This is a genomic window from Caenimonas soli (assembly GCF_013155545.1).
Taxonomy (GTDB): Bacteria; Pseudomonadota; Gammaproteobacteria; order Burkholderiales; family Burkholderiaceae_C; genus Ramlibacter; species Ramlibacter soli.
In genome coordinates this window covers 71,542-98,536 of sequence record NZ_JABJVV010000013.1, presented here as the reverse complement: position 1 = coordinate 98,536, position 26,995 = coordinate 71,542, and the positions used below count along the sequence as shown (strand labels likewise).

The 26,995-nt window shown below is 59.7% G+C and carries 28 protein-coding genes; 20 read left to right on the top strand and 8 right to left on the bottom strand.

Features of this window, described 5'->3' with window-relative positions:
* Positions 1-55 precede the first annotated feature (55 nt).
* The 11 genes from HNE04_RS19700 to HNE04_RS19650 all read left to right on the top strand — a co-directional run bounded on the left by HNE04_RS19700 (position 56) and on the right by HNE04_RS19650 (position 7,213).
* Positions 56-277 (top strand): helix-turn-helix domain-containing protein, encoded by a 222-nt coding sequence (locus HNE04_RS19700; RefSeq protein WP_172222949.1) that lies wholly within the window; start codon positions 56-58, stop codon positions 275-277.
* Complete coding sequence (locus HNE04_RS19695; protein WP_172222946.1) at positions 278-637, top strand: hypothetical protein; 360 nt, start codon at positions 278-280, stop codon at positions 635-637. It abuts the gene before it with no gap.
* The gene (locus HNE04_RS19690; protein ID WP_172222944.1) at positions 634-984 is read left to right on the top strand and encodes a hypothetical protein; all 351 of its coding nucleotides are present in this window, start codon (positions 634-636) and stop codon (positions 982-984) included. The genes HNE04_RS19695 and HNE04_RS19690 overlap by 4 nt, the downstream gene beginning before the upstream one ends.
* Positions 977-2,947, top strand: a complete 1,971-nt coding sequence (locus HNE04_RS19685) for an AAA family ATPase (protein ID WP_172222941.1) — start codon at positions 977-979, stop codon at positions 2,945-2,947. The genes HNE04_RS19690 and HNE04_RS19685 overlap by 8 nt, the downstream gene beginning before the upstream one ends.
* 143 nt (positions 2,948-3,090) lie before the next feature.
* A complete protein-coding gene (locus HNE04_RS19680; protein WP_172222938.1) occupies positions 3,091-3,342 on the top strand; it encodes a hypothetical protein in 252 nt (83 codons plus the stop codon).
* Positions 3,343-3,395: 53 nt separating this feature from the next.
* Positions 3,396-3,653, top strand: coding sequence for a hypothetical protein (locus tag HNE04_RS19675; RefSeq protein ID WP_172222935.1), 258 nt, complete (start codon positions 3,396-3,398; stop codon positions 3,651-3,653).
* 16 nt (positions 3,654-3,669) lie between these two features.
* Positions 3,670-4,428, top strand: a complete 759-nt coding sequence (locus HNE04_RS19670) for a hypothetical protein (RefSeq protein ID WP_172222932.1) — start codon at positions 3,670-3,672, stop codon at positions 4,426-4,428.
* A 271-nt stretch (positions 4,429-4,699) separates the two neighbouring features.
* Positions 4,700-5,176, top strand: a complete 477-nt coding sequence (locus HNE04_RS19665; RefSeq protein WP_172222929.1) for a hypothetical protein — start codon at positions 4,700-4,702, stop codon at positions 5,174-5,176.
* Positions 5,176-6,051 (top strand): hypothetical protein, encoded by an 876-nt coding sequence (locus tag HNE04_RS19660; protein ID WP_172222926.1) that lies wholly within the window; start codon positions 5,176-5,178, stop codon positions 6,049-6,051. The genes HNE04_RS19665 and HNE04_RS19660 overlap by 1 nt, the downstream gene beginning before the upstream one ends.
* Positions 6,048-6,749 (top strand): hypothetical protein, encoded by a 702-nt coding sequence (locus HNE04_RS19655; RefSeq protein ID WP_172222923.1) that lies wholly within the window; start codon positions 6,048-6,050, stop codon positions 6,747-6,749. Before HNE04_RS19660 ends, HNE04_RS19655 begins: the two co-directional genes overlap by 4 nt.
* A gap of 41 nt (positions 6,750-6,790) precedes the next feature.
* Complete coding sequence (locus tag HNE04_RS19650; RefSeq protein WP_172222921.1) at positions 6,791-7,213, top strand: thermonuclease family protein; 423 nt, start codon at positions 6,791-6,793, stop codon at positions 7,211-7,213.
* A gap of 3 nt (positions 7,214-7,216) precedes the next feature.
* Here the strand turns inward: HNE04_RS19650 and HNE04_RS19645 are convergent, their stop codons facing one another.
* From HNE04_RS19645 to HNE04_RS19630, 4 genes are all read right to left on the bottom strand, one after another.
* Entirely contained in the window at positions 7,217-8,077 is an 861-nt protein-coding gene (locus HNE04_RS19645) for a hypothetical protein (protein ID WP_172222918.1), read from the bottom strand.
* Positions 8,078-8,133: 56 nt separating this feature from the next.
* Entirely contained in the window at positions 8,134-9,108 is a 975-nt protein-coding gene (locus tag HNE04_RS19640; RefSeq protein WP_172222916.1) for a hypothetical protein, read from the bottom strand.
* Between the two features lie 313 nt (positions 9,109-9,421).
* Entirely contained in the window at positions 9,422-10,330 is a 909-nt protein-coding gene (locus tag HNE04_RS19635; protein ID WP_172222913.1) for a hypothetical protein, read from the bottom strand.
* A gap of 83 nt (positions 10,331-10,413) precedes the next feature.
* A complete protein-coding gene (locus HNE04_RS19630; protein ID WP_172222910.1) occupies positions 10,414-10,896 on the bottom strand; it encodes a helix-turn-helix transcriptional regulator in 483 nt (160 codons plus the stop codon).
* Positions 10,897-11,830: 934 nt separating this feature from the next.
* Between HNE04_RS19630 and HNE04_RS19625 the strand changes: the two genes are divergently transcribed.
* Entirely contained in the window at positions 11,831-12,196 is a 366-nt protein-coding gene (locus HNE04_RS19625) for a thermonuclease family protein (RefSeq protein WP_328700368.1), read from the top strand.
* A 23-nt stretch (positions 12,197-12,219) separates the two neighbouring features.
* Here HNE04_RS19625 and HNE04_RS19620 read toward each other — a convergent pair whose 3' ends face one another.
* Positions 12,220-13,236 (bottom strand): hypothetical protein, encoded by a 1,017-nt coding sequence (locus HNE04_RS19620; RefSeq protein WP_172222904.1) that lies wholly within the window; start codon positions 13,234-13,236, stop codon positions 12,220-12,222.
* Positions 13,237-13,503: 267 nt separating this feature from the next.
* Here HNE04_RS19620 and HNE04_RS28570 point away from each other — a divergent pair, with 267 nt between their 5' ends.
* From HNE04_RS28570 to HNE04_RS19585, 6 genes are all read left to right on the top strand, one after another.
* Positions 13,504-13,809: a hypothetical protein gene (locus HNE04_RS28570; protein ID WP_407926612.1), complete on the top strand. Its 306-nt coding sequence runs from the start codon at positions 13,504-13,506 to the stop codon at positions 13,807-13,809.
* 542 nt (positions 13,810-14,351) lie between these two features.
* Positions 14,352-15,356, top strand: coding sequence for a DNA adenine methylase (locus tag HNE04_RS19605; protein WP_172222898.1), 1,005 nt, complete (start codon positions 14,352-14,354; stop codon positions 15,354-15,356).
* Positions 15,292-16,323 carry an HAD-IIB family hydrolase gene (locus HNE04_RS19600; RefSeq protein WP_172222895.1) on the top strand — a complete coding sequence of 344 codons (1,032 nt, stop codon included), beginning with the start codon at positions 15,292-15,294 and terminating at the stop codon, positions 16,321-16,323. The genes HNE04_RS19605 and HNE04_RS19600 overlap by 65 nt, the downstream gene beginning before the upstream one ends.
* Positions 16,271-18,811 carry a diguanylate cyclase gene (locus tag HNE04_RS19595; RefSeq protein ID WP_172222892.1) on the top strand — a complete coding sequence of 847 codons (2,541 nt, stop codon included), beginning with the start codon at positions 16,271-16,273 and terminating at the stop codon, positions 18,809-18,811. The genes HNE04_RS19600 and HNE04_RS19595 overlap by 53 nt, the downstream gene beginning before the upstream one ends.
* Positions 18,811-19,566: a class I SAM-dependent methyltransferase gene (locus HNE04_RS19590; protein WP_172222890.1), complete on the top strand. Its 756-nt coding sequence runs from the start codon at positions 18,811-18,813 to the stop codon at positions 19,564-19,566. Before HNE04_RS19595 ends, HNE04_RS19590 begins: the two co-directional genes overlap by 1 nt.
* Positions 19,563-21,326: a hypothetical protein gene (locus HNE04_RS19585; RefSeq protein ID WP_172222887.1), complete on the top strand. Its 1,764-nt coding sequence runs from the start codon at positions 19,563-19,565 to the stop codon at positions 21,324-21,326. The genes HNE04_RS19590 and HNE04_RS19585 overlap by 4 nt, the downstream gene beginning before the upstream one ends.
* Before the next feature lie 154 nt (positions 21,327-21,480).
* On the opposite strand, the gene HNE04_RS19580 is transcribed toward HNE04_RS19585, so the two are convergent.
* Positions 21,481-22,680, bottom strand: coding sequence for an esterase/lipase family protein (locus tag HNE04_RS19580; RefSeq protein WP_172222884.1), 1,200 nt, complete (start codon positions 22,678-22,680; stop codon positions 21,481-21,483).
* A 181-nt stretch (positions 22,681-22,861) separates the two neighbouring features.
* Here HNE04_RS19580 and HNE04_RS19575 point away from each other — a divergent pair, with 181 nt between their 5' ends.
* A complete protein-coding gene (locus HNE04_RS19575; RefSeq protein ID WP_172222881.1) occupies positions 22,862-23,410 on the top strand; it encodes a hypothetical protein in 549 nt (182 codons plus the stop codon).
* Between the two features lie 454 nt (positions 23,411-23,864).
* The gene (locus tag HNE04_RS19570; RefSeq protein WP_172222880.1) at positions 23,865-24,749 is read left to right on the top strand and encodes a hypothetical protein; all 885 of its coding nucleotides are present in this window, start codon (positions 23,865-23,867) and stop codon (positions 24,747-24,749) included.
* A 124-nt stretch (positions 24,750-24,873) separates the two neighbouring features.
* Here the strand turns inward: HNE04_RS19570 and xseB are convergent, their stop codons facing one another.
* Positions 24,874-25,221, bottom strand: coding sequence for an exodeoxyribonuclease VII small subunit (gene xseB / locus HNE04_RS28150; RefSeq protein WP_235965195.1), 348 nt, complete (start codon positions 25,219-25,221; stop codon positions 24,874-24,876).
* The gene (gene xseA / locus HNE04_RS19555; protein WP_268904923.1) at positions 25,208-26,947 is read right to left on the bottom strand and encodes an exodeoxyribonuclease VII large subunit; all 1,740 of its coding nucleotides are present in this window, start codon (positions 26,945-26,947) and stop codon (positions 25,208-25,210) included. The genes xseB and xseA overlap by 14 nt, the downstream gene beginning before the upstream one ends.
* Positions 26,948-26,995: the final 48 nt, after the last annotated feature.

The window sequence follows — 26,995 nt, the reverse complement described above, 5'->3', positions numbered from 1 at the left end:
ACGAAGGTGCCGAAATGCAATGCGTTCCATGCAAACAACCGAAAGGTTCTGAGTCATGGAAACGCAAACCGCAATCCAGCGCATCACCGGCGACAACCTCACGCCCAGGCAGACTGCTGCCCTGCTGAACGTACCGGAGGCCACTTTGGCCGTCTGGCGCAGTACGAACCGTGTGGTCCTGCCGTTCTTCAAGCTGGGACATCATGTCCGCTATCGGCGCTCAGACCTTGAGCGGTTCATAGAGCGCCACCTGCGAAACGCTCCGGAGGCCGCGTAAATGAAAACGCCCGGCCCCACCAAAGCAGAACCGAGCGCCCCGAACAGCGCGAATTCTACGGCAGAAGCAAACAAGACGGTAGCTTTTACGCCGCGTCAGTCGCGCGTAATGGACGCCCTGCTCCAGACGGACGGCTGGATTTCCCGCGAGTCTGTTGACCGCATCGCCGGAGCATCCAACGGCCCGCAAATCATTCTGGAGCTGCGCCGCAAGGTGACCGGTCATGACGGCATTGAGATGCTGAAGTCCGACGCCACCGACCGTGACGGCAAAACCTGCAAGCCCGGTCGCTACCGCCTAACCTCCACGGGCCGCCAGCGGGCGCTGAAGGCAATGTCCACCGCTGCGGAGGTTGCATGAGAAAGCTCCCTGCGAGCGTTCAGCACCCCGAACAACTGTCCTTCTTGGAGCCGCCGCCGTTCGCGCCTCAATGGCCGACGCGCGGCACCTTGGCAGACAAAGCGCTCGGCATGTTCATGGACGGACAGGTGTTCGACCATCCAGACTTTGAGGGCCGCACCCAGAGCTGGCGGCTCGGGGCCGTGGTGTTCACCTTGCGCACCCTGGGCTGGCCCATCGAGACCATCGAGATTCCGAGCCCCACCGACGACTGCCCAGACCGAACGATTGCCCTGTATCGGTTGGATGGGAAGTTCACGGCGCAGGCTCTGGCGATGAGCGGGAGGGCCCTTGCTAACAATGGCTAACAACGAGCGAGCTCGGGACGCCCTCAACGCCATCCCGGCCGACATCCCCCGCGATGAGTGGGTCCGAGTTGGAATGGCTGCCCACGCCGCCGGTCTGGATTTCGACGCGTTCAATGACTGGAGCGTCCAGGCGAGCAACTACAGCGAGCGGGACGCGCGGGACACCTGGCGCAGCTTTAAGCCCGGCAAAGGGGTGGGTGCCGGAACCCTGTTCAAGACTGCCGCGCAGAACGGCTGGCGTCCGGATGGTCGGTCGGCGACGAATAGTCCCGTCCCAAGCCCCAGGAAGCCGCAGGAGCGTGCGAAACCGACCGGGCAAGGGGTAGACCCCGCCGAAGTCTGGGAGCGCTGCCTGCCCGCTACGGCGGAGCACCCCTACATCCAGCAGAAGCAGGGGCTTACGGATGGTTTGCGCGTCATCCCGTCTGGAGACGCGCTGAAGGTCGCGGGCGAGAGCATGGTGGGCGCCTTGGTCATCCCGGTGCGGCGGCCGGACGGCTCCGTTTCCAGCTTGCAGCTCATCGCACCGCCGGAGACAGCAGCACGACTGAAGGCCGAGGGACGACCGGGAAAGCTGAACCTCCCGGGCTGCACCATGCAAGGCTGGTTCATGGTCGGCGAGCAGTCGCAGGGTTCGACTGTTTACCTGTGCGAGGGCATCGGGCAGGCATGGGCAGCTTGGAAGGCTACTGGGCGCCCGGCAGTGGTCTGCTTTGGATGGGGGCGAGTCCGCGCCGTAGCGATGGAACTGCGCGAGGCGGACCCGTCCGCGCGCCTGGTCATCGTGCCGGACGTGGGCAAGGAGCAGGACGCGGACGCCGTTGCCCGAGAGCTGCAAGTGCAGTTCATCCGGATGCCTGACGACTGGCCGCACAACGCGGACATCAACGACCTGGCGCAACGGGATGGCTTGGACACGGTGGAGGCGCTTCTCTCCAGCCCCAAGGCACCCGAGCAGCGCTACAAGCTCCTGAGCGCATCCGACCTCGCGGCCCTCCCCCCGCTGGCCTGGCGTGTTCGTGGTGTTCTGCCTGCTGCGGGATTGGCCGGCCTGTATGGGCCGAGTGCTTCGGGCAAGTCGTTCCTTGCACTAGACATGGCCGCCGCCATCGCTGAAGGCGCACGGTGGTTTGACTGCCGCACGGAAGGCGCTCCCGTGGTCTACGCCGCGTTGGAGGGAGAGTCCGGGTTCAGGGTGCGTGTGGCGGCTTGGGAGGCACACAGGGGAAGGAGTCTGCCAAAGACCCTGCACATGGTGCTGCAACCCTTCAAGCTGACCGAGCCAAGGGACGTGCATGACCTGGCGGCGGTCATTCCAGCGGGTGCAGTGGTGTTCCTGGACACGCTGAACCGAGCCGCCCCGACCTCCGACGAGAACAGTTCCAAGGACATGGGCGAAATCCTCGAGGCTGCCAAGCACCTACAGGCGCTCACGGTCGGGCTGGTCGTGCTCGTGCACCACACGGGCAAAGACAGCACACGCGGGTTGCGCGGGCATAGCTCCCTGTTCGCCGCAATGGATGCCGCCGTGGAGGTGTCCCGAGAAGGAGACCGGAGGGAGTGGCGAGTGGCCAAGTCCAAGGATGGAGCTGACGGCGACGTGAAGGCCTTCCGTCTTCAGGTTGAGACTTTGGGCACCGACGACTACGGCGACGCCATCACTTCCTGCGTGGTGGTCCCAGACAAAGCGGCTGAAGAGGTGCAGCGGGCGAAGTTGCCCACGGGCGGCAACCAACGCCTGGTGCTTGATGCACTCCGGCCGATGTTCAAGGACGGCCAGACCGGCAAGTCTGGAGCGCCACCGCTACGCCCGTGCATCGAGCTTGAGGCTGCCATCGCCAAGGCCGCCGTGCACCTCACCTGCGAAACGCACCGCAGGAACACTCGCGCCAGAGAGGCCATTACTGGTCTTGTGAGCCGTGGAGTTCTTGGCTGTCATGAGGGATGGCTATGGCAATGCTGATAACCGAAATCAACCGAAATAGCCGGTTTCGGTCATTTGCGGTAACCGAACTTCACCGGTCCCCCTATAGGGGGCCGGGAGGTTTCGGTCGGTCAATTCCAGGCCCCCAATTCGTTTTCTAACCAACCACCTGTGGAATAAACATGAATCCTCTCTTCACTCCCGATAGCTCACCCATTGCTGGTAGCGAGAAGGTCACCGGTTGGTGGCTTGAGTGGTTCAGTCGCGTCAATGCTTTTGTCAACGCTGGGCGGCAGTCCGGAGCGACAGCAAACCGACCCGCCAAAGCGCTCTGGATTGGCCGCAGGTACTACGACGCAACGCTGGGAAAGCCGGTGTTCGTGTCGAACGTCAATCCGACGGTCTGGGTTGATTCCAGCGGAACCGTTTCCTAAGCAATCGACCGCTCCCACCCTCCCCACCACCAAACATCTTTAAGGACAAACAAATGACTTATCAGTCCACCAGCATGGTTCCCGACAGGCCAGAACAGTTGCCGCCCTTTTTGCGGAGTGAACTCCTCGAAATTGAGAGAGGCATGTTGGACGCAAAGTCCTTTCTGGAGCTCCAGGTCCTTACGGTGCCGCCTGCTCGTTTCAGGCCGGGCATGGTCGTTTATGCCAACGGCGTGGGTTGGAATCCTGGAAGCGGTGAGGGCCTCTACAGGCGCGATGCCGCGAACGCAATTTGGGTCTTCATTGGCTGATGGCCCAGGAGCCGACATGAAAACAATCAAAGGAAATCAAACCAAGGCTAAGGCCAAAGCCGGCACCACTGCTGCCGTCGTGAAGCCGGAAACGCCCAAGAGCAGACGCCTTGAGGTGGTGACCGCGCCCGGTGTCACTATGGACAAGGCAGTCACTGACATGGCCGCCGCCGGGCTTGCTGCAAATGCCGGTTTGGTGGTGAAGTTCTCACAGGCCGAACACGGCGAGCTTTCTCTGAACGACATGGTGACCAGCCTCCGGGAGACTGGAAACGCAGTGAACGGCGGCGACCTCAAGGCAGCGGAGCAGATGCTCAGCGCCCAGGCCGTGTCCCTGAACTCCATCTTTGCCGAACTGGCCCGACGTGCAGCCGTGAACATGGGCGAGTACATGGACGCGACGGAGCGCTACATGCGTCTGGCGCTGAAGGCCCAAGGACAGTGCCGCGCCACCCTGGAGACCCTGGCGGCCATTAAGAACCCCCCGGTGGTGTTCGCTAAGCAAGCCAACATCTCGAACGGCCCGCAGCAGGTGAACAACGGGGTTATGTCAGGCCCTAAAACCGATTCCGCGACCAGTACGCACGCACACGCACACGCACACGCACACGGAGAAACAGGAAACGAGCAAACCAAACTTTTAGAAGGGATACAGCATGGCGGCACGGTCTTGGACACAGGAGCAGCGGCAACGGCAACGGGAGGCCATTCAAAGCTGGAAGCCGTGGGAGCAGTCCACCGGGCCGAAGAGCACAGCAGGCAAAGGCAGGGTTAGCCGTAATGGCTGGAAGGGTGGGACTCGGAAGATGCTCCGAGAGCTGTCGGGGGCGCTCAAAGAGCAGCGTGAGACGCTGGAGGCTTAGCCTGAGAACAGCGAAATAACAGGAGCGGCAGTCACTTGGCGTTCAGGCATCAATAGCCTCAGAAACAGGCTATGGCGGCTGGCAATCACTTGGCGTTGAGTCAATGAGGTGCCACGGGTTTGACGCTGACGCTGCCGCGTATAAGATGGCTCAGCCGTAACAAAGCGGCGGAGGGGCCAGAGCATGAAAGCAGAAGAGCCGTCTTACCTGTCATACATCGCGTACGTGACCCTGCGCGAGGCATGGGACATCACCAAAACTCAGTTTTACGTCTGGGTCTTCCTGAGCGTGTTCTTCATGGTCGCGGGTGCTGCTGGCGTGCTGGGCGCCGGAGCTGCTAAGTCCTGGTTCGGCGATGACGTGCCGAACTGGGTGTGGTGGGTTGTTATCTGGTGCGGGCTGTCCTGGATGATGAGAGGCGAGGAAATTAAGATTCCCTTTCCCAAGCTCACATTCGGGCAGTGGCTGCTGTATTCGGCGGGCGTCTTCCTCATTGCCTGGATGTTCACCGTCCTCCCCTGGTGGGCTTCTTCGCCCTTGTGGCTGTCGCTGTTCGTCATCGGCGGCGCGATTGACGAACTCGTTGCGAAGGGCAAAGAGAACTGCGCCAAGCTGCACGAACCGCCGGCCGAGTCCCTCCCCAACGCATGGGAGGCCTGATGGACGCGCGATTCGAGGAATGGCTGGAAGACGAAGACAGTGCCGCCCGCTACGTCGCGGCGAAAATCGAGGGTCAGAGTGTCATTCGCGGCCGGTGGAGAATGCTGGCCGAGGAGACCCGAACTGCACTTGTGGACAGCGGCTTCTACTCGCTAAGTGGAGAGCGGCGCGACCTGGACAGCCCAGCAACAAGCCTTCCGCAGCATGACGCTGACCGGCTGGAACAAGCTGTCGGCCGCTTCAAGCTATGCCTGGCTGCAACATTGCCTCTCGCCACGGCCAAGGACCCGGAGAAGGGGTCACCTATCCCCCACGAAGCTCACACCGACGAAGTCATGCACGGCGCTGACGCACTGCTCCTCGTCCGAGACTGGCAAGACCCCGTCTTCTTGAGGTTGGCGCTAAGGGCGGTCATCAAGCACCAGCAGGCCAATGCGCTCTGCATGTACAGGCCCGAGAGCACGTTTGCCCCGGCCTGGGGATGGATTGGAGCCTTGTTCAAGGCCGCTCTAATGCTGGCCATGCCGGTTGCCCTGGCCGCTGGTCTGGTGGCTTCTGTCCGACAGGATGTCGGCGGCGCAGCTTTGGCCTTCTATCTAGTGGGGTTCGGTGTGCTGGCAATCTTGAGCACGGCCGGTATTGGGGCAAAGAAGAAGGACGGCTTCGAGCTGGCCTATGGTCACTGGACGCGCTTCCAATTGAACGATTGGGTGGGCGTAACGGGGGCTGGTGCGCTGGAGCGTCTGCGGCAAATGGTCCAAGACGGCGTAAATGTCCCGTCAGTGGCCTTCGACATGGCAGAGACCCTTCGCTGCCGCTCAGCGGGCAGGTTTTCGGAGTCCATAAGGGCAGAGCCCGCAGAGATTGCATCGTGAAGTGGTTTACTGAAAACAAGCTGATTTCGTTCGGGGCCTTGGTCACGATTGCATACGGTGTCGCCGTGTGGGTGTTGCTCGGGCAGAAGCTCGGGGACTATGAGTCGCTTTCCTTGAATGAGACAGGCGACTTTCTCGCGGGTGTCTTTGGCCCCCTGACTCTCTTCTGGTTGATTCTTGGCTACATTCAGCAGGGCCAAGAGCTGAAGCAAAACAGCCAGGCGTTGCACCTGCAAGCGGAAGAACTCAAAAACTCAGTGGCGCAGCAGAAGGAGCTCGTCCAAGCGGCCTTCCAGCAGCTTGACCTTGAGCGGGAAAAGCTAAAGGCCGACCATGCAGCGCTAAAGCAAGCCAACAATCCACGATTCAGCTTTGAAGGAGGCGCGAGTAGCCGAAATGATATAGAAGGGGCGACATATTGGGCCTACGAGCTCAAGAACTACGGCCGCGATTGCCAGCAAGTGCTGGTGGACCTCACACACACCAACGAGCTAGAGCTTCATGGCAACGTTGGCACCCCTCACCTAGGGCCGCAGGGGGCCATGGGAATGGCGTTCAGGATGAAAGACCCCGCCCGCGACACGTCTGCCCCGGGCACTCTGCTGGTGCGCTGCATCAACGCTTTGGGAGAGCAGATTGTGGCCACATACAGCGTGGAAGTCTCGGAAGGACGCCTGCTGATAAACCCAACGAGCTGACCGGCAATGACAGCCGGGCGTTTAGCTATTGGGATGCGGTAATGATTGGTGTGCTGCTTTGCCTGGTCGTCGGCATCACTGATGGGGATACCCTCACGGCCCGATGCGGCGAGCCGGGCCACTATGACCAAGTGAAGGTTCGCCTGGCTGAAATCGACGCACCTGAGAAGAAGCAGGCCTTTGGCAGCCGCAGCAAGCAGGCCCTATCTAGCCTATGCTTCCAGCAGTGGGCCGCCATCAGGGAGACGGCACGGGACCGCTATGGCCGCACCGTTGCGCGCGTGGAGTGCCAGGGTGCGGATGCCAGTGCCGAGCAAGTGCGCGCAGGCATGGCATGGGCGTTCACTAAGTACCTCACGGACCCCGAAATCAAGCGGCTTGAGGTCGCGGCCCGCGCTGCCGGTGTGGGCCTATGGAGCGATGCGGCTCCGATTGAGCCTTGGCTCTGGCGCAAGGGGCAATGAGGCTCACTTGAGAGCCAGGATAACGAGGCAGACAGCTGCTATGCCTCCCACCCACTTGATGGTGTGACGAAGAGCGCCGACGGACGCGGTAAGGCCTGCGACTGCGACTGCTACCGGGTCCAGTGGCACTTCTCGCAGTTCCATGTGTTCCTGGTCTTCGTCATCCTCCTTAACCTCCGTCGGTCGCATGTCCACGCGTGCGAGACTCATACTCAGATGCATGATGTAGCCCGTGGCGCACTCCGGGCACTCAATGGTGTTGTCGCTCCGATTGGGGCGCAAGAAAAGGTTCGCCTTTCCAGAGATTGGAGCCATCGGATGCTCTGTCGTGTAAAGGTCTTTTAGTCGCAGGCCCAGCTTCAGGCTCTGAAGAGCGCCTGTGGCGACCGCGTCGCTCAGAGCTCGCAGAGTGGCTTCCGTCACGTAGCAGGAAAGCCACCACTCATCTGAGTTCCCAATCTCCCAATCGGCTCGGGAGAAGCCTAACTGCGCGACGCCCATCGGCTTATTGAACAAGAGGCCGCCGAGCACGCTGTCCACTTCTTTCAAGGCAGGGCTGACGTCCCCTACCTCGATGGCAACCCTCACGCTTCGTGTCTTGTTTGTTAACTCTCCAATGATGGACAAGTCGTAGTCTTCGAGCCGTGCTTCACCTCTAACCTGCGTGACGAGGTTAGGGACTCCTTCTTCGGACTCTTTCTGATGCTGCCTCAGATGCTGCCAGACCTGGAGGTCTTGCAAGTCGAGCCAGATTTGCCGGCCGGGGTAGTAAGTCCGCTTCAGCCCGTCGGGGCCGGTGTGCTCAATGGCACCGTCCTCTAGCTCGGTCATCTCGATGACGACCTTCTTGTCTCCATATCCCATGGCTTCCCTCCTTCTGGAAACGCTGAATTCAGCACCCCTCGCCTTCATCGAACCAATCAACTGGTGCCAGTTGCGTCTTTACCCCAAAAGACCGCTTCATGCGGCGGCGATAGTTCAAGCTCCACCGTCCCGCTTTGAGCTTGCTCAATGTTGCCGTTCTTGAACTTGCAGCCGACCACGGTCCAACCCTGGCGAAGAGAATTTATAACGTCTTGGTCGCCACTTCCGTACACGCCTGATAGGCTCGTCCGACCCGCGAGGATATCAACAAGCACGGATGCGGGGATGGTCAGTTTTTTCACTGCGTGGCTCCTGGTGTATGTGGTTGTGAGCGGTCCGCCAACCTTCGTACGGCGGTGCTTGGGGGGTGACTCTCGGCGCGCCAGCGGGAAGGTGTACTTCCACCTGTTCAGGTTCATCGTTTCAAGCGCTTGGATTTCCTCGGACAACAAGGGGTGCCGACATCCAGCGACTGGATAGAGCGTGCCTTGCGCATGACGGGAAGTGTCAGGGAGAAAGGATTGCGTTTTTATCGAGACGACCAGGACTGCCGACAACCGCCCCGATGGTCTGACTGCGGCGCCCAGCGCCTGCTGCAGTCGGACATAGAAGCCGGACAGGCCATCGGTCAAGACCCTACTTACGTCGCTCCCTATGCAGACGATATAGGGCTCATCAACTTTATGTTGCTCGATTTTCGCGCGCAGCGCACGAAATGCCGCATGCTCAGCGACCGTTTGGGGCGACTCGAGCACAGGTCCGGACGAAGAGATGAATGTGTCCGCGTCCGAGCTCCTTGGGCGTGACAAGAGCGTGATGCTGTAGTCCGTCAGCTTTGCTCGATGGCGTTCCTTCGGGCTTAGCCGTACTGCTGCGAGAAAGTTTGCGACTTCGGCGGAGGCTAGGAAGCGGTTCCGTTCGTGCTCCAAAGGCAGGGTCAGGCGAGTTCCAGACGCCTCAACTCTGCCTCCGTCAAAACGGCATTCGATGGCGACGCGCGGAGGACCCAATTTCTTCTCCTCCTCTGCCATCCAGTCACTAACCAAGCGGCAACGTCGCTCCTCGTCTTCGAATCGAGGGTGCAGGTAGGTGACCTCCAGGGATAGCCACCGGCCCGAAGGCATCTGAAGGCGGACATCTGGACCTCCACCGGGTGGCTCGCACTCGACCTTGCCCAAGTGGGATGCTGCCTCAAGTACAAGAAGCTCCCAAACAGCCTCGGCTCTTGTAGATGCTTTCCGGAGATTGCCTCGGACTTGATTAAGCCGTCTATCTGCGACTGCTTCGCAGCGTCGGAGCAACTCGGCCGCTTGTTCTTCATAGAGCATCGTCGAGATTTCCTTGTCACTTCTTGAGGAACTCCTGGACGCGTCTGTTCTGGTCCACCATGTCGGCTTGCGCCTGGCTGTGCGCGGCCTGGGTGGTCAGCAGCGTTGCGTTGAACTTCTTTTCTGCCTCAGTCACTTGGGCTGCAAGCGCGCTGAGCTCACCTTGCTGACGAACGTCAGTGAATAACAGTTGACCGTTCTGCACCCCGAGCCGGCCGCCCTGGGCCGCGCCCCAGTCCAGAACACGCTCCATGCTGTCGGCTAGCCCGCCCTGTGCCTCGTCCAGCGCAGCGTAGAGAGTCACGGTCTGGTCCTTCTTTTCTTTCATGGCCGCCATGGCTGCGGCGCGTGCATTACCCGAAGGCGCTCTCTCGTTGACGAACCGTTCAAACTCCAGCAGGTAAGTTTGCAGTAGCGCTCGGCGCTCGGCGAGAAGGGCACGATAGTTCGCAAGCAAAGCTCTGGCTATAGCTTGGCCTGGGGGAGTGGCTACGGACTGTGGCGTCAGCACTTTTGTAAGGTCAATGCTGTCGAAGCGTTCCCCCAGCTTCGAGAACTTCGCAGCCTGGGCGTCCCTGAATTGAACGGTTTCCACAACGTAGGCCTTAACCGCCGCTGCATCGCTCGCTGCGCTGGCGATGTTGGACGCTACGACGGCGCAGAGAAGCACGCCCACCACCACCCGGGCCGCTGCCTTGGTTGAATCACTGCGGCCTCTCGTGACTGCCCAAGCAATGAAGGCCAAGAACAAAAGAGAGCCTAGGGTGCGGGCGATATCCTGGCCCGCTTGGAAGGCACTCGCTTCACCAATCCCAATCGCCGCACCGACGTAGGGGGCTATAAAGGCAAGAGCGATGAGTCCTGCCCCGAGTATCGAAAGACGCGTGGATGTCGGGGATGGTGATGTTTTTGCGGCAGCGGTCACGGCGGCTCCTGTGTTTTGGAGCACTGTCGGGCAAGCTCAGCCGGAGCGCAACCCCTAAATTGCGTACCTCTCCGCCGAAGGAGCTAAATTGCCCGTTGCCGTTCGACCTGGCTGAGATGCTTCGATGCCGGATGGCTGGCCGGGAGTTTCGGAGCCCATAAAGCGGCAGGCTCTCGTGCGAGCTCCTGATGGCAGGCAGCGCAGAAGCAATGCCAGTCGTGAGGGTCACGCGGCCCCTCCAATGAAGGCAGTTCAAGGTGCGACACGATGCGGACCTCTGCCTCTTCCACCTGGTGATTGCAGCGCTCGCACTTTAGGGCGTCGTGGTTGGCCATGAACTCCTCAAGCCTGCGGACTGCCGCCCTCACCGGCGCTTTAGACGAACGCCTTGTCGGGCTTGCCTCTTGGCTTGAGCGCCCGGCAAGAAGCGCCTCAACTTCTTCGCGCCGGTAGCGAACAGCTCGACCCGCCTTCACGAACGGCAGATGCACACGACCTGTGCTGCGCCACACAGAAAGGGTAGTGGTCGGCACGCCGATGTAGGCGGAGACTTCATTTGGCGTCATGAGCGGAGGAAGCGGAGACGTAAGGGGCTTCAATTTAGCCTCCCCGTGCGAGGACCAGAAGGCAAAAACCCGGACACATGGCCCGGGTTTCGCTGTCTCACTTGAAGGACGGGAAGCTCTGCATTTCGATTGCAGCCCGAGGCTCCCTGAAGACGCTTTGCTGAGCGTCCGGTTTCCCCGGCGTTACCCGGGGCTCGTGGGCGCCCCTGAGTGAACAAGCTAAGTCCTTGATTTTATTGGTGCGGCTGGCAGGATTCGAACCCACGACCCCTTGGTTCGTAGCCTGCGAAAGGTAAATAGGGGTCTGTGAAATCAACGACTTACGGGCGTCCACCCAATCTAGATTGCAGGAAAGTGCCCCTATGCGCTTGGGCAAGTCGCGCAAAAGTCGCGCAATTTGCCTTCGGATCAGGCGAAGCCTCAAGGCAAGCTGCTTTCGCTGACACACGCCCGTCCTCGGCGCCAAAAAAGATATGAATGGCTCGAATCCGCCACCTTGTCATAGCTTACCCGAGCGACGATTGGCGGGTCTGCAGCCGCGCTTCCTAACCGCGTCGAAGATCGCCTTGGCCGCCGCAACTTTGCTAGGCTACTTCCTTGTCTTCCTTGCAGACTGCGGCGGGTGGCAAGGTCGCGAAGGGCGATTTTTCCTTTTCCTTGCGGACGACGCTAGGCTGCTGGAATTCGCAGCTACTCCAGTAAGTCTCCGAACACGCCGGACCCGCCGAGCTCTCCCGAGCCCGACCTGTGCGTCGGGGCTAAGTCGCAGCAAGTTGGGAGGGCACGCGCCAGCAAATCCGCCTCACTGCCGCGTTACAGTGCAGATGTGATGCTCAGACTTCCCTTCGTTCTCCTACTTGCCTTTGCCGCGTGCTCCGGGTTAGCTTCCGAGTCCTGTCTGGTCGTGGGGGTGTCTGACGGGGATACCTTGACCGTGCGCTGTGGCGAGCCGAGCAGCTTCCGCCAGTTGAAGGTTCGTCTCGCGCAAATCGACGCGCCTGAGAAGGCGCAACCGTTCGGTCAGCGGGCCAAAATGTCGCTATCGACACTGTGCTTCGGTGCGTGGGCCAGCATCTACACCGAGGCCCAGGACCGCTACGGGCGCACCGTGGCGCGCGTCGAATGTCGCGGACATGACGCAAACGCAGAGCAGGTACGCCGCGGGATGGCGTGGGTCTATGACCGGTACGCGCCGCGGGCGAGCCCGCTGCACCAGGTGCAAGCTGAGGCGCGCACTGCTCGAACGGGGTTGTGGGCCGACAAAGATCCGGTAGCACCTTGGGAATGGCGGCACCGCTGACGGAAGCCGCCCTGCGTCGTGTTTCAGCCTCGCCGACGCGAGTACGGATTGTCGCGCGGGCGTTCAGGCGTTGAAGGCTCCGGCCGCTGTCCTGGCCAAGCCTGGCGCCGGTATCGCAGATCCGCTTCTAGCGTCGCACCCTGTGCCTGGCGCTGCTCGTTTTCGTGAATGAGGTAGCGCGAGGCGGCCTCTTGGAGCGCATTGGCCACGGCTGTAGCCTCCCAGCTGGGCACGAGCCACGTGCCTGCTCGCGGGTTCTCGGCATACGAGCTGTGACCGGTAACTACGAATTCCACCAGTTCTGCGATGCGCGGGGCGGCCTGCTCCGCATTGGTTGTCGCCATGCGGCCGATCGCCATCTCCATCACCCGGACGCAAATGTGTTCTTCGCCTTCCTGCAGCACTGAAACGGTAACGGCCGCGCGCCAGGCACGCACACGGAACTGCAGGCTGACAGGAGGAGGCAGCGGCTTTCTGGGCAGCTGCGGCTTCGCAAGAGGCTGCCCGGCCTCCTCAGGGGGCAGTTCGTCTACGAGTTGGTACACCCAATCGCGAGCAGGCGGCGGCGGCAGTGGCCACAACCAGGTCTTGTTCTCTGTCCTGAGCAGCACCGCGTCCGCCAGCTTCTTGGGGTCGAATCGCTCCGGTGGAAAACGCCTCAAATCGATCTCAAGCGCCGCCAGCCGCTGGCGCTTGAACTCGTTGCGCTTAGCCTGATCGCAGCCATGCGTTACCCGCACCTCCAGCGCGATCTCGACATCGCGCTCGGCCAGATGCAAGACGAGATCCGGGCGAACCGCGCCGCGGGAGATCTCCTGCTGAATCGGCGTGCCGCCGGCCTGGAGGCGCGCGTCTTTTGTCTCTGCAGCCAGCCCCAGGTGCTCCGCGACGGTCGCATGCAGCGGCACGGCCAAGCCGCCCGCGTCCATGATCAGCTGTTTGGCGTAGGCGTGCAGGTGCGTCTCCCATGCCCAGTCGTGCTCCTGACCGGAGGTGTGCCCAAAGTGATGCTCCCTCACCTCGCCCTTGCGAGCGACCAAGGGTTCCCTACAGTCTAGGCAGGTGCACTGACACGCAAGGCCGCTGGCGACATCCGCGATGTGCAGCACGCGGCCGCTCTCGTGCAACGCGAAGACTAGCTTAGGCATGCAGGCAGTCTACTGGCAAGACGGGCGCACCACTTTCCATGAACGCCGCTGCCTATGCGCCGGGGGCCAAAGTTTGTGCTCAGGCTCTGAGCGCGTATCCAAGGCGCAGGTGATGGCGCTGACCACACGGCTCATGAGTGGCTCGAGCGCGGAGCCAACGTGCTGCTGTTCGGGCCGCCCGGGGTGGGCAAGACGCACCTGATCAGCGGGCTCGGGCATGCGCTGCGACGTCGGTCGGCGCGTACTGTTCATGCGCTGCTCAGAGCTCGTGCAACGCCTGCAGACCGCACGGCGCAACCTGCGCCTGGCCCAAGAGTGGCAAGCTTGATCGCTTCGACTTGTAGCCGTCTATGTAAACAGCTGTTTTCTTGGTTTCTTTGGTCACAGCGCGCCTTCCCTGAACTCCGTCCGGACAAGAAAAAACCGCCTGAGGGCGGTCTTTTCGTCCCAAGCCGGAGCCAATGAATGACCCGGCAAAGTGGTGGGGACATTCTAGTCACCCCCTCCTGATTGTCCAGGGGGACGGCGCCAATGCCGCCCATGGAGGTCCCACGGTCTTCCCCGGGAGCCAGACACATTGAGAAAGGCGTCAATTGAACTTATGCACATAAATAGTTTAAACTCACACCTATGAAACTCACCCGCGCACAAAGGGCGACACTAGCCTCGGCGCTCCGAAGCCGAGCTGAGGCGCGCCAAGAAACCCAGGAGGATGTGGCAATTGCGATGGAGATGAGTCAAGGACAACTGTCTCGAATACTTGCCGGGCAGTTCACGCAGCTATCTCCGAATGTCCAGAAATTATGTACATATTTTGGCGTCGCACCACCTGACCAGCCTGGCGCGCCCCCCCTTCGGAAGCGCGACGCGCAAGCGGAACGCGAAGTAATGAATGCTTTTCGGTCGATATGGAACGGCTCAGACGAGCAAGCGAGGGCGCTCGCTGCGGTGATACGCGCGTGCGGTGCAGTGAGCGCCGCTTCGATTGACGGTGCATAGGAGGTTCCATGTTCAGATACTTTGGGTCCAAGTCGTCTACGGCATCGTTTGTCGCAGGCATTGCCTTGGAAGGCGTTCAGGTCCGTACAGCGGCAGATGCGTTCGGCGGATTGGGCAATATCGGCGTGGAATTCCGCGCTCGCGGGGTCGAGGTGTCCACTTGCGACTTGCTAGGTTTCCCCAACGCATTTCAGTCGTCACGAATTGAGTGCAGTCGCACGCCGAGCTTCAATGCTGTGAAATCGGCGTTGGGCGTTTCGACAAGTCTGGAGCTAGAAAACGTCCTGAGTGAGGCAACTGTTCAGTCAGGTTGGTTCGTCCGCGAGTACTCCGAGACTCGCCAGTTCTTCACTCAAAGCAACGCGCGCCGCATCGCAGGGGCATGGGGAGCGATCTCAAGATGGCATCGCATGGGCTGGTTGTCGGAGCGAGAAAGGAAGTACGCTGTAGCATCTCTGCTGAACAGCGCTGACAAGTGCGCGAACACGGCTGGAACGTACTACGCGTACCTGAAGAATTGGCATCGCAAGGCGCTCAAGCCCTTTCAATTTCAATGGCTTCCTATTGAGGTTGCCGGAAATCGTGGTCGCGCCTTCCAAGGAGACGCTTTGACTTGCCTTCGAGACAAGCAATTCGACCTGCTGTACCTCGACCCTCCGTACAACAATAGGGACTACTCTCGCTACTATCACTTGCCTGAGACCCTGGCTGGCCTGAAAGCTGTCCGAATCGACCCCAGTAGCAAGTGTGGTCAGCCTCTGCGAAAGTCCGTTCAAGGCCCGTTCATTCGGAAAGCGATGGGACTGCCGTACCTTGAGGAACTGACTGCCTCTGTCCGGTGGAGTCGGCTTGTCGTACAGTACGCCGATGGAGCCCACATCGCCTTGGCGCGTCTACGCCCGGCCTTGAAGGCTTTTGGCTCACTGACCGAACACAAAATTCCTGCACTTGGCTATCGAACCACCAGCGGTGCGCGTGCCCACACACATCATGTCTTCATCGTTGACCGGTGAACCCAGGCCATTACCCAATGCGATGGATGACCCAGAGGAGTTGCGCACCTTTGCCAACGTAAGGCTGATCGCATTCGATCTCGATGGAACTCTCATCGGGCACCAGTCGCCGATTCTGGGTGCGCGACTTGCCGACCTGTTTTCCACTGTCTCTCGTAGCCAAGTGGCTGTGACACTAGCCACCGGTCGCACGCTCACCGGGGTTCGGGCAATTCTCGGTCAGATGGCAGAACTCAATCGAGTACCGCTGGTTCTCTACAACGGCAGCGTTGTCATGCGCCCCGATCATCAGGCGCTGATTGCCCACAGCGCAATTTCACGAGCGTCGGTGGAGCAGACGCTTAGTATTGGAGCATCGTGCGCTGATGGGGCCCTATTCGTTTACACAATCGACACCGATGCTTCGCTGATTGGCGGAGCCGCCCAGACAGAGGCTGTCCACTTCTCGGGCAAGGATCAGGCGCCGGCGACGGATTTCAATGGAATGGCGGTCTTGCCGTTGTCTCAACTGAATCTCGATACCGCGAAGGTAGTGGCGATTTTGTTCGAAGTCACCGATCCTGCCCTCAGAGAGTCGGCCTTGGGGTTCCTCATGCAAATCCCGGGAATCTCAGCGACAAGCAGCGGTGGCAGGTACATCGAAATTCGGCCTTCTGGATCATCCAAGGCCGTAGGCCTCCGGTATCTGACTGATCACATGGGAATCCAGGCTCACCAGGTCCTCGCGATGGGGGACAACGACAATGATGTTGAACTGCTGCGGTGGGCAGGGATAAGCGTTTGCGTTGATCGGGCATCGCCGGCAGCGCAACGAGCAAGCAAATTCATTTCCAGTCACGGCGCAGGCGAAGCGGCAATTGACGTGCTGGAAATCGTGAGACGTGCAAGAAGGCTATTCCGGGGGGACAGGCGAAATGCAGAAAACGCAACAAGCATCGTCAGAGGCAATTTCGAGCCTCAAGACTGACGCAACGGACTTTGTTTTGTCGCCGTGGGAGGTTGATCAGCGCCTTCGCGAAATTGCCCGACTGAACGAACTGGAAGCGCTCGGCGCCAAAGTCAAGATTCGCGACGTTGAGCAGTTGTGGGGCGACGATGCCGATGCGGTCTTGTCGCATCCAATCGACGCTGCAGGGGGCGTGACGTTGTTCCTGTTGTGCAAGGCGTCCACGGCAGCCGCTTCCAGTCCGCAGCATCAAAAGCTGAGACTTGAGCTTCTGGAGATGATGACGGCCGTATGGCGTCACTCAAGGCGCAACTCGCACGGCGGCCTTTTCCTGAAGCACAACGAAGTCCTTGCCACCTTTTCGCACTCGGTCAGGCGACTTACGGCCCAAGGCGGGTCAGAAAATCTGGCCTTCATCTACCTGGACCTGGACAAGTTCAAGGACGTCAACGATGACGGCAACCATGGCTATGGTGACCAAGCCTTGAGGCACGTATACCTGTGCTTGCATGAGATGTCGCGGCGATCGCGGGGGCTAGCCTTTTTCGACGGAGGAGATGAATTTGTCATTGTGATTCCCACGGAGAGTAGGCTCGATATTCTCTTTGCGCTATGGGAACTGCGCAGCGCAATTGGCAGCCAGACTTTCACTCCGAAGGAAATTGCTGTCTCGTACACCGCAGGCGTTGTGTGGAGATCGGTGGACGAAGTATGCGACAACACACAAGCCGTAAAAAACGCCGCGGAGGCCCTCACAAAAGGGGATCACGGGGAAAAGCGGCGAGGAACCGTCACCTTCGAGAAGTGGTTAACCGGTCCAACAAGCCCGCAGCCAGCATCGAGCGTCGAGGGCTACTTGCAGCTGGGGGCTTGTCTGTCTTACAGCCGCTGCCAGCTGCAGGATGTGTTCGGTGATGAGCGACTAAATTTCATTGGCAGCCGAACACGGCAAGCGATCGGCGAAGGTGTCTCCACGCCCTTCGCAGATCAAATACTCGGTCTGGACTGGCTCGGCATCGAAATCACTGATGCACTTGACGAGCATTGCCTACTGGAGGCGCCGGGTCAAGGGGGAAAATTGCCTCGGTGTGCAATTGCTCTCGCGGTGGCGCACCACTTGGCGGTGTCAAGTAGGGACGGCGAGGCTTCATTGCCAGGTGTCAAGAACGAAACTGCGTCGAGCCCGGCCCGAATAGTGTGGGACGGGCAAACTGGCGAGGTGACTGTCATTCATAAGGCTCAACGGATTTGGGGAGGCTCGGGCAATTCGTCCGACACGCATATCGAACTCGGCCCGCTTCAGAAAGGTGACGGACAAACGCAAACTTTCGGAGCCGCCGTAGGTGTCCAGGTTGGCTTTAGCAACGCTGCAAAGACCTCAGGTGGGTTTCCGTTGCCCCTCAATTTCTTTGAGACGCATGTGCTGGTGGACAATAGGCCCCGAACGGGTGGTGGTCTACCCGATTTTTGGCAGGTCGCCGTCGCGCAGATCGTGGCCGCCCTTGGACGAAGCTCAAACACGACGAGGGTGATTTTTTGGGGTGTTGACCCAAGAAACACAGAGACATTTAAGCGACTGAGCAAGCCGGACACCTGGCCTCGCGAAGAAATCGCCGCGCTAGCTGGACTGCCAATTCAAGCCGTGCAAGCGCTTGGTGAAGGCCTCTCCGAGCGAGTGATCGTCGCTGAGAGCGATGGCGATCTACTGAAGGAGATACATCTGGCTTTCGTCGGACGTGGAGCATCGGCCCCGAAAACCTTCTCCATGGACCCCGTGACCAAGGTACAGCTGCGCCGGCCAATGGCGAGTTCGAAGCCGATCGGTCAAGAGGAGGCCGTAGTCTGTGAAACGGCGGCACTTGCATATCCAATCATCATAGATACGCTTCGAAAATCAGATCACGTCAGAAGATCAAGGGACGACGCAGATCAAGAACTGCGAGAGTTGCTCGGCTTCAAGTTGAAGCTAACAACGCCCCTGTTGGATACCATTCCCGCATATCTGTACGCCCAGAAGTCCGATCTCGACGCATACGTCCAGACCGTCTTGCAGACCAGTTCAGGCCTGATTCGAAGCAAGATAGAGGCCCAAGGTCAGCTCAAAGGGTTTGTCAACCATCTTGCGTCCTATGTTGGTCCGGCTCGCAGATCGACTCGACGCGCGTGCCTAGTGGTGCCGAACGAGTTCACTGAGAGTGGCGAGCCACGGCCGCTCGGACTGTTGTCAGTTTGGGCCACGCCAAGATTCCTCGACGATGGGCGCTGCATGATCGATTTCGCCTTTGTGTGGCGAACCGTCGAGGCCTTCATTGGGTTGCCGTATAGTCTCTACGGTTCGATTCAACTTGCCGCGGAACTAGTTTCACTGGTAGCTGCGCAAGTCACGCATGGGCAGTCGCGTCCGCCGCAAGTCGGCGAGCTGACCTACATGGCCATGAGTCTTCATTTGGGAGATGATCACTTTCATTCGCGCGTTGCCAAGCGGATCGTAGATTTGGCCAGCGACTGATGCGAATCTACATTGTGGTCGGAAGCGATGCTCGCGTGCTCGTCGGATGGAGCCAGGCGGAAAACTTTGACTGTCTTGCGGTCGAACAGGATGCGCGTCTCTACAAAGGGGACATAGCTGAAACCGACTTTGCCGAAGTCGATGCTTGGCTGCATGCCCACAAGCTTGAGCGGATGTTCGAGGCTTGCTATCTGCCTGTCGTGGAAGATGTGGTTGCACGTAGAACGTACGTCCGAACCCTGTTCGCAGGGCTCTCAAATTTCTACGACGGTGAAATCAATAAGTCTGTCAATGCGACATGCTACGACACTCTCCTGCAGGGTATCTCGCGCATGACCGGGCACTTGCCCAGGCATGTTCTGGATTTCGGTTGTGGGCCCGGCACAGTCCTTTCAAGCGAGGTTCCTCGCCTCGTGCAACATCTCAAGGGGTTTGACTTCGCGTCGTCCAATAGGGCTCTCGCGTCAGAGCGTGGGCTGGGAGTTCTGACGCCCGAGCAACTCGAAGCCTTGCCGAACGATTCTTTCGACGCGATCCTCAGTGCATTCGTCTTGCACTATGAGACGCTATCTCCAAGCGACATTGCGACTCTCGGCCGTGTCCTAAAGAAGGGTGGCATTTGGGCCGGCAACTTTCACAAGGATTGGGGGATGGATTGGTTCAAAGGCTCGCTTCTCAAGTGCGCCTGTCATTGGCAACTGGACTGGGCCCCGTCACCTTACGGCCAGTTGGTATTCGCTAGGAGACTGGCTTGACCGCGAATGAAGGGCGCCCACCCATTCGCCGCATAAGCGAACTGGATGACGAGGACCTGCCGAAGTGGTTGGCGTTAGGGTTGCTTTGCACACTTGCGGATGGCGACGACTTGTACGTGTCTGCGCGACAACACGCGCGTCTCCAACTACTTTCGAAGGCGCTGCCGCCTGTCAGTCAATTCAGCCATCCTACGAGCCTGTTTGCTCCGGAAACCATAGTTGCGCTTGACGATGTCACGACCGTTAGTTCAAGCCCGAGGAGCCCAATCGAGGAAGAGGCTGCCACGAGCGTTTTTGCACAGCTCTTGCCTAAATGGTCCGAAACCCTGTCGCGAGGACCAGGGCACTCGAAAGCAGAACCATCCGACTACATGTCGCTAGGAAATCTGGATCTCGTTGGCTCGTCGCCAGCTTTGCTTGATCAGATACGCACGGCGCAGACGCGTGTGGAAAATCTGGCAGGGTCGCATGTGAGCCAGTTCTCACGCTCCGCACATTACATGGGCTCCAAGGTGTCTCTCGCGCCGTTCTTGAATGAAATTTTGCATGCGTACTTGCCCCCTGAAAGTGCTGTGGTCGATTTGATGTGCGGGTCTGGGGCCGCAGCGGGGGCGTTCAGCAGATATTGGTCAACCGTCGCGTCCGACGCCCAAAGCTTTTCGCAGCGGCTTGCGGTAGTACAAGGCGGTGGGATGACGCACGAACGGGCCCGGGAAACGGCGCAAGAGGTACTAGTGCGGGCCAGGTCGCACTATGAGTCGCTTCCGGATTTTGTCCACACCGAGATTAAGAAGGAGCAAGGATTCCTCGCGGCCGAATTGACTCCGGACACTTTGCAGAGCCTTTCTACCTGGATTGCGGGATACCCTCGCGCCGGTGATGGGGCCGTTAGCGGCAATCCTTTCGACAGTCTTCTAACCTTCAGGAGGGAGTCGCCGAGTCTCGCGCCGTATTTGCTGTTCACGGCCTACTACGGCAACCTGTTCATTGGCGTTCGGCAGGCAGCCGAGATCGATAGCCTCCGATATTCGATCGATCAGCTGGAAAACGAAACTGACCGAGCGTGGGCGCTCGGCGCTTTGATCTGCGCCGTTAGTAGCTGTGCGTTTACCTATGGAGGTCATTTCGCTCAGCCCAAGCTCGATCCAAAAAACCCGAGTAAGTTGGGCGAGCACGCCAACGAGATGCTGGTCCAGCGGGGGCTCTCGGTGTCCCATGAATTTTTCGTTCGATTGACTAATCTTGGAGCAGAGAGTTCAAAGGCCGCAAATGCGATCGAGGCGATCGAAGGGCCTTGGGAAATTGCGCTCCAAGAAGCGGCGATTCGCCTTCTCGGCAGGCCAGTTTGCGTGTATTTTGACCCGCCGTATACACGAGACGAATACAGCCGTTACTACCACGTGTTGGAGACACTCGTACGCTATCAGTATCCTCTGGTGTCCGGCAAAGCGTCGATTCCCAAGCCGGGTGACGCTGGGCGATTCATGTCGCCTTTTTGCACGAGGAGCGTTGATCAAGTGGAATCTCTGCTCGCTCGCGTGATTGACCAATGCCTCAGCCTGGGATGGTCATGCCTTTGGAGCTACTCAAACACAGGCGTAGCTAGCATTAGCCAAGTGATCGGGCGTCTTCAATCCCCGGCGCCTGGCGTCGAGCTATTCGCTATGGATCATGTCTACAAGGCGCAGGGCCGCCACAAGGCAAAAGCAGTCACAGAGTACGCAGTCCTAATCTGCCCTCAAAAAGTGACCGAGCGTTAAGCGTCCCTACCCGTGGCACGCAACCTGCAGCAGAACGTCAAGTATTCGTGCCAACGCGATGTCCGCGAATTTACGCTAGGTTCAACGAGCTCCAGGTTGTGGCAAGACGGGGCGATGCGTTAGGTGTACGGCTGTCACGCGCCAATCAAGACAATCAGACGCGGGGCGCTGGATGCGAAGTAGCAGTGAGCGGCTCAGGCGAAGTTCCGTGCGAGCCCGCGACACTCAACACAATCTTCCCAATGTCTTCGACTACATCTTCGCGTTCATAGAGGCCGTGGCGAAGACCTCCCTTTGGTGAGACATTGAATGCCGCATAAATCTTCATTTGACAAAACACGTTGGGTGGAGCCGCGTCAACCTCCATAGCGGTCGTCAACCACGTGTGAATTCTCGTGTGGCCGACAGCCAATGCGAGCAGCCCGTATCCGGCGAAGTACACGAGGCCAGCTGCCGCCGGAGCATAGATGAATAAGCCCAAAACAGCCAAGACATCGCCCGGCCAATTCGCATGCATCCGAACGCCGACAAGTTGAGAAAACCACAGACCGACGGCAAGACATGCCGAGTAGACAAGAGCGTATGCGACCCACGTTAGTGGCCTGCGCACGGTGCCTTGTGACACATCGTTGTAACGGGCAAACGCGGCCGAGAGCCAACCGAAAGCCTGCATGAGGCCAAGCGACAAAGATGCTTCGTCTCGCGTCGCGCGCAACAAGTAGATGGGAACGCTGGTCGGCGGCATCTGCATAACCTGAGAGGCACTTCTCATGCTGACAGCGAGAGCCAATACAACCACAGCCATGTATGCGATCAATCCTTTGATGGCCAATACTGCGGCAAAGCCAGCCGGTGAGAGAGCCGCAGGGATAAATGGAAAAGCTGCTAGCAATGCGGACCAATAGACCGCGTACAGCAATGAAGTCATCGCCAGGAAGGCGGTTTGATGTTGGGTCAGCGAGGGTCTAGTCAAGTAGACAAAGGGAGTGGCGAGACAGACAAGCGCCTTCACGTTGGTGCGCGGCCACTGTTGGTCATCGAGATTCGAAAGAGCCTCAACGGCGACAGTGCCGCCATGGCTATGGGCCACGACAACGTGCGTGCTATCAGGATGTCGTGCCACTGACTGCTGCAAATGTCTGCTAAATGCCTGCCCTGCCTCAGCCCGAGAAGCAACTGTGTTTCGGCCAGACCACAAGAACGACTCGATCTGAGCGCTTTGCGGTAGTTGACGTCGAAGGCGTTCGTAGGTTTCCGAGCCCTGCTCAAACCAAGCATTCCGGGGCTTGAGCAGTCCGGTGGCCCATGTTCCGTGAACGAGATGAACTCTTACCTGTTGATCTTCGTGCTCCATGCGGTGCAAGCATACCTTCCTGCCGTCGCGTGATGGCCCGGTGCGCCCTTTTGCCAATCGTAGTTTGAGTGCTACGGCATTCGGCTGCCCCGGGCATCGCGACCAGCCAGCTTCAGGCCATCAAGGGACATGGATGACTGAGGCGGCCGCGGAACCTTCACACGGTCTGCGATGATTGCGTGTGAGTTTTGCGCAAAAACATTTTGAAGGCGTCGTCTACACCTTCGGCCACCTGGCGCCCTTTTCATTGCTGGCCAGCCTGAACGCGGCCGGCACCGTGACGGTTCCCCTACATGGCAGCTACAGCAGCCATTGCTTCACAGAGGCCTTTGACGACGCGAAGCACCTGGACCACCACCGCTACACCCACGCGGGCGAGCTTCGGGCGTTCGATGTCACCCGATTCCAATGCAGCCTGCAATTGCCGGCTGTGATGGCCGCTCTGCTAAAGGGGAAGATCTACCGTGCCAAGAACAACAACTACACCTACGTCGCCCACATCGCGGTCGCCGAGCAACACGAGCCGTATTCGGTGTTCTTTGACCTGAAGCGGGACGGTACGCCGGAAGCACCCGCGCTGCGGATGTTTGTGCAGAGCGCGTACTTGACGCCTCTGGTGGTGGGGACGAATTCCCAATCCTGGCGCTTTGGGTCGCTGGCCGGCCAGATCACCGGCCTGTTCGCGCCAAAGCAAAAGAAACCAAAGCCCCAAAAGAAAAAGGCGCCTTAGCGCCTTTTCTCGGTTGCCTCACAGCAACCTCGCGAGCCTCTGTTACCCTTGCTGTCCGCAAGACCCGTTAGGGCAGCACGTCCGTGTTTCACTCGCTATCGGATTCGTCTTGCGGTCATTTTAGCGCCAAACCAGCCATGGCGCAAATACCAGGATTGGCGTTCTCACGAGAGGCCCTCGAGGTCAAAATAAAATCACTGCGAAGCGCATGCGCTTCGCAGTCTAATAGATTGCCTTAACTGTCGCAAAGTCGGCTCCTTGCCTGCTAAGCTGAAGCATATATGCTTCAGCTTAGCAGGCAAGGACCTAAATTACAACTAAAGATTGACCTTTTTGTTGCGCCTGAGCGTCAGTTCGATGTGCTATGGTACGCGGCACATGTGCCGCGTACCACAATAGTTGCGGCCGCCGACTCGGCCAGTACGCACAACTGCAGAGTCAAGCCAAGCGTGAAATGAATCGCTCCCGGTTGCACATCGCCAAGGCAGACATCGTCCGCCACTTCGACGCGCTGCCACGTCACGTCTTCAGCACGAAGGATATCCAGGACATCCTTACGGAGCAACGCGGCTCCTGGCGCCTCGCCAAAAACACAGCGATTGATCAGTTCGTTGAATTTCTGGCTAAGCATTCAAAACTCAGGGTCTACGACTTCCCCTTTCCCCAGCGAACGGCTTGGTGCTACGGCTGGGGTGATGTGCCGCTACTAGCCGTGCTGATGGGCCTGAAAAAAGATCTCCATTTCAGCCATCACACGGCGATGCAGCTCCACGGCCTGGCTGGCAGCCGGCCAGAGGCCATCTACCTCACGGAAGAACGCATTACGGGCTCCATGACAGCCGGGCCCTTCACTCAGGAGGCCATTGACGGTGCATTTCGCAAGCCCGCCCGAACCTCCAACAACTGGGTCGCCCATGAAGGCCTGCAGGTCTACCTGCTCAACGGCGCGGCTACCGGACACCTGGGTGTCGAGACTACAACGATCCCCGGTGCGAGCGGGCCGGAAGCACAGGTGCGCGCGACAAACCTGGAGCGCACGCTCATCGACATCACCGTCAAGCCTGAATATGCCGGCGGTCCGCTGAAGGTCGCCCGGGCCTACGAACTTGCGAAGGATCGCCTGTCGATCGACAAGCTGCTCACGACGCTGGACCGATTGGGCTTTGCCTATCCCTACCACCAGGCCATCGGTCTCTACCTGCAACGCGCAGAAATCGAGAGCTCACTGCTGGACTCGATCCGCATGTTGCCGCGGGAGTACGACTTCTACATCGCGCACAACATGGGTGACACGCGCTACGACGCCAACTGGCGTCTGCATATTCCAGCCGACTTTTAGGGGCTAATTCACAAGCCATCGTCGACGCAATGCGGGACTCGCGGCCCCTACTCTCTCGAGTCTTGACCGTATCGGGGGATGTATCCGTAGTCTTACCCGAACCGTGAACCGGCACCGGAGTGTATTAGAACGGTATGTCGTCATCCATGTCGTCGAACCCGGTCTTTGGGGGCCTCTGCGCCGGCGCGCTCCGCGCAGAACGCTCCGGGGCGGAGCTCCCCGTCGCGGCGGGGTTTCGCTCCTGCGGCTCCTCCGCTTGACGAGCGCCTCCCTCCACGCCGACGTCCGTCAGCGCCTGTTGAAGCGCTTTTTCGACCGCATCGATACGCGTCTTGCACACCTTGTACGCTTCAACGGACTCGACCACGATCTCCAGTAGATCATCGATATTGGGTTCAGTTTGCTGGCGCAAGGTTTCGGCATGCCCCTGCAGCACGGCGAATGCCTCGCGAAACGACTTATTCTCCGCCATTGATTTTCTCCCTTGGATTACTCTGTTTCACGGTCATCGGCACCGTTCCATCGCCGAACCGCACCTTGACGTCGCCAGTCCGCCCAGTCGCTCCTGCGCTGGTCACCGTCTTGCCGTCCAAAGTCGATACGATCGCGAAGCCGCGCGACAAGGTTTTTTCCGGTCCTTGAGAGGCAATCTCACGCATCAACGACCTTGTACCTGCTTGCGCCCTTGCAATGGCTTGCTCGGCGCGCTCCATCAACACCCGCGTCACGTGACGGAACTCTTGACTGCCGCGATGGACTGCTCCGTTCACTTGGGCCAGCAGCGCCGGGAAGCCAGATTCCACCAGGGACCGGACAGCACGGACGCGCGCCATCGCGAGCTCACGAACGCTGCTCATGGCAGCCGGTGTCTGCTGCCTCGCCTGCCGGACATGCTGACGTGCCGACACCTGCACCTCACGAATCAGTTCCCGATTCGCCATGGAAGCCTCGTGGAGCTGCCGCATGGCTTCCACGCGCAGGTCTCCGACGTCCCGTTCCGACGTTCGCCGAGCCACATCGACGGTGTTCCGTGCTGACTCGCGGACTTCCGAATCCAGCTTACCGGTGCGCATCCGAACTTTCTCAATCACGCGCAACGATTCCGCCAGCACCCGGTCAAATGCTTCCCCGGCCTGTCGAACCCGTCCCGCAATGTGCGCCTCAATGCCAGCGATCACCTTGCTGGGCGTGTCGAAGCTCTTGTGCGCGACCTCGTCGAGCAGCGTGCTGTCACGCTCGTGCCCGATGCCGGTTAGCACCGGCACGCGGCAGGCACACACGAACTTCGCGAGTGCATAGTCGTTCAGCCAGGCAAGGTCGTTCACGGGCCCACCGCCGCGAATGATGATCACGGCATCGAAGGCTTCGGCCCCCGCCGCGTCCGTTGCCTCCCTCAGGGCAGCCAAAATCTCGCTCACCGCGCCTGGACCCTGAAAGCGGCTGTGGACGTAGGTAAACGCGCAAACACCCGCCTCTTGCAGCCGGCCCGCCTCTTTCGCGAAGTCGCCGAGGCCTGCTGCGGCTTCGGGCGACACCACGAGGACAGAAGTAAAGTCCCATGGAGCCGGGAGGCGCTTGTTTCGATCGAACAGCCCCTCGCCTTGCAACCGTTCCCTGATCCTGCGCTTTTGGGCTTCGAGATCGCCGACGGTGTATGAAGGGTCAACTCCCGTCACTTCCAACGAGAAACCGAACTGGGCACGGAAGACCGGCTTGGCTAGGACGAGCAGCTTGATTCCGGCCGCCAAGTGAGCGCCGGTCGCGCGCTCGAAGTCAGGAAGGATTCTGCCCGCCGTGCGGGCCCATATCGCGGCAGGCGCTTTCGCGAGCACCCGGCCTTCCGAATCCCGTTCGCTCAACTCGAGGTATACATTGCCGTCCCTGGCCTGCACTCGAAGAACTTCTGCGCGAGTCCACACGCCTTGGTCAAACGAATCCGCGACAGCTTTCGAAACGCCCGCCAGCAGCTGCGACAGGCTGACGCCTCGCGGTTGGCCGATCGCCTGGCTGCCATATGCGGGAGTCAGATCCATCGAGTTTTGCGCGCGATCATCGGCTGCGGGCAGCCAATCCCTAAAGATCGAGATTTCGAGGCCGGCTGGTACATACCACTGCCGGGCGCCGGTGTCCCAACGCGCGCCCAGGGCTTTCACCCGGTCTTTCTCGGAGTATGGAACTACCAAGTACGTATTGGACATGGAGACGTGCGTGCGGCGCGATGCAACGTTTGAAGTGAATGCCGCACA

Excerpts from the sequence above, each read along its gene's own strand:
- HNE04_RS19700 (WP_172222949.1), top strand. The coding sequence starts at position 56 with ATGGAAACGCAAACCGCAATCCAGCGCATCACCGGCGACAACCTCACG.
- HNE04_RS19695 (WP_172222946.1), top strand. The coding sequence starts at position 278 with ATGAAAACGCCCGGCCCCACCAAAGCAGAACCGAGCGCCCCGAACAGC.
- HNE04_RS19690 (WP_172222944.1), top strand. The coding sequence starts at position 634 with ATGAGAAAGCTCCCTGCGAGCGTTCAGCACCCCGAACAACTGTCCTTC.
- HNE04_RS19685 (WP_172222941.1), top strand. The coding sequence starts at position 977 with ATGGCTAACAACGAGCGAGCTCGGGACGCCCTCAACGCCATCCCGGCC.
- HNE04_RS19680 (WP_172222938.1), top strand. The coding sequence starts at position 3,091 with ATGAATCCTCTCTTCACTCCCGATAGCTCACCCATTGCTGGTAGCGAG.
- HNE04_RS19675 (WP_172222935.1), top strand. The coding sequence starts at position 3,396 with ATGACTTATCAGTCCACCAGCATGGTTCCCGACAGGCCAGAACAGTTG.
- HNE04_RS19670 (WP_172222932.1), top strand. The coding sequence starts at position 3,670 with ATGAAAACAATCAAAGGAAATCAAACCAAGGCTAAGGCCAAAGCCGGC.
- HNE04_RS19665 (WP_172222929.1), top strand. The coding sequence starts at position 4,700 with ATGAAAGCAGAAGAGCCGTCTTACCTGTCATACATCGCGTACGTGACC.
- HNE04_RS19660 (WP_172222926.1), top strand. The coding sequence starts at position 5,176 with ATGGACGCGCGATTCGAGGAATGGCTGGAAGACGAAGACAGTGCCGCC.
- HNE04_RS19650 (WP_172222921.1), top strand. The coding sequence starts at position 6,791 with ATGATTGGTGTGCTGCTTTGCCTGGTCGTCGGCATCACTGATGGGGAT.
- HNE04_RS19645 (WP_172222918.1), bottom strand. The coding sequence starts at position 8,077 with ATGGGATATGGAGACAAGAAGGTCGTCATCGAGATGACCGAGCTAGAG.
- HNE04_RS19640 (WP_172222916.1), bottom strand. The coding sequence starts at position 9,108 with ATGGCAGAGGAGGAGAAGAAATTGGGTCCTCCGCGCGTCGCCATCGAA.
- HNE04_RS19630 (WP_172222910.1), bottom strand. The coding sequence starts at position 10,896 with ATGACGCCAAATGAAGTCTCCGCCTACATCGGCGTGCCGACCACTACC.
- HNE04_RS19605 (WP_172222898.1), top strand. The coding sequence starts at position 14,352 with ATGTTCAGATACTTTGGGTCCAAGTCGTCTACGGCATCGTTTGTCGCA.
- HNE04_RS19595 (WP_172222892.1), top strand. The coding sequence starts at position 16,271 with ATGCAGAAAACGCAACAAGCATCGTCAGAGGCAATTTCGAGCCTCAAG.
- HNE04_RS19590 (WP_172222890.1), top strand. The coding sequence starts at position 18,811 with ATGCGAATCTACATTGTGGTCGGAAGCGATGCTCGCGTGCTCGTCGGA.
- HNE04_RS19580 (WP_172222884.1), bottom strand. The coding sequence starts at position 22,680 with ATGGAGCACGAAGATCAACAGGTAAGAGTTCATCTCGTTCACGGAACA.
- HNE04_RS19570 (WP_172222880.1), top strand. The coding sequence starts at position 23,865 with ATGAATCGCTCCCGGTTGCACATCGCCAAGGCAGACATCGTCCGCCAC.
- xseB (WP_235965195.1), bottom strand. The coding sequence starts at position 25,221 with ATGGCGGAGAATAAGTCGTTTCGCGAGGCATTCGCCGTGCTGCAGGGG.
- xseA (WP_268904923.1), bottom strand. The coding sequence starts at position 26,947 with ATGTCCAATACGTACTTGGTAGTTCCATACTCCGAGAAAGACCGGGTG.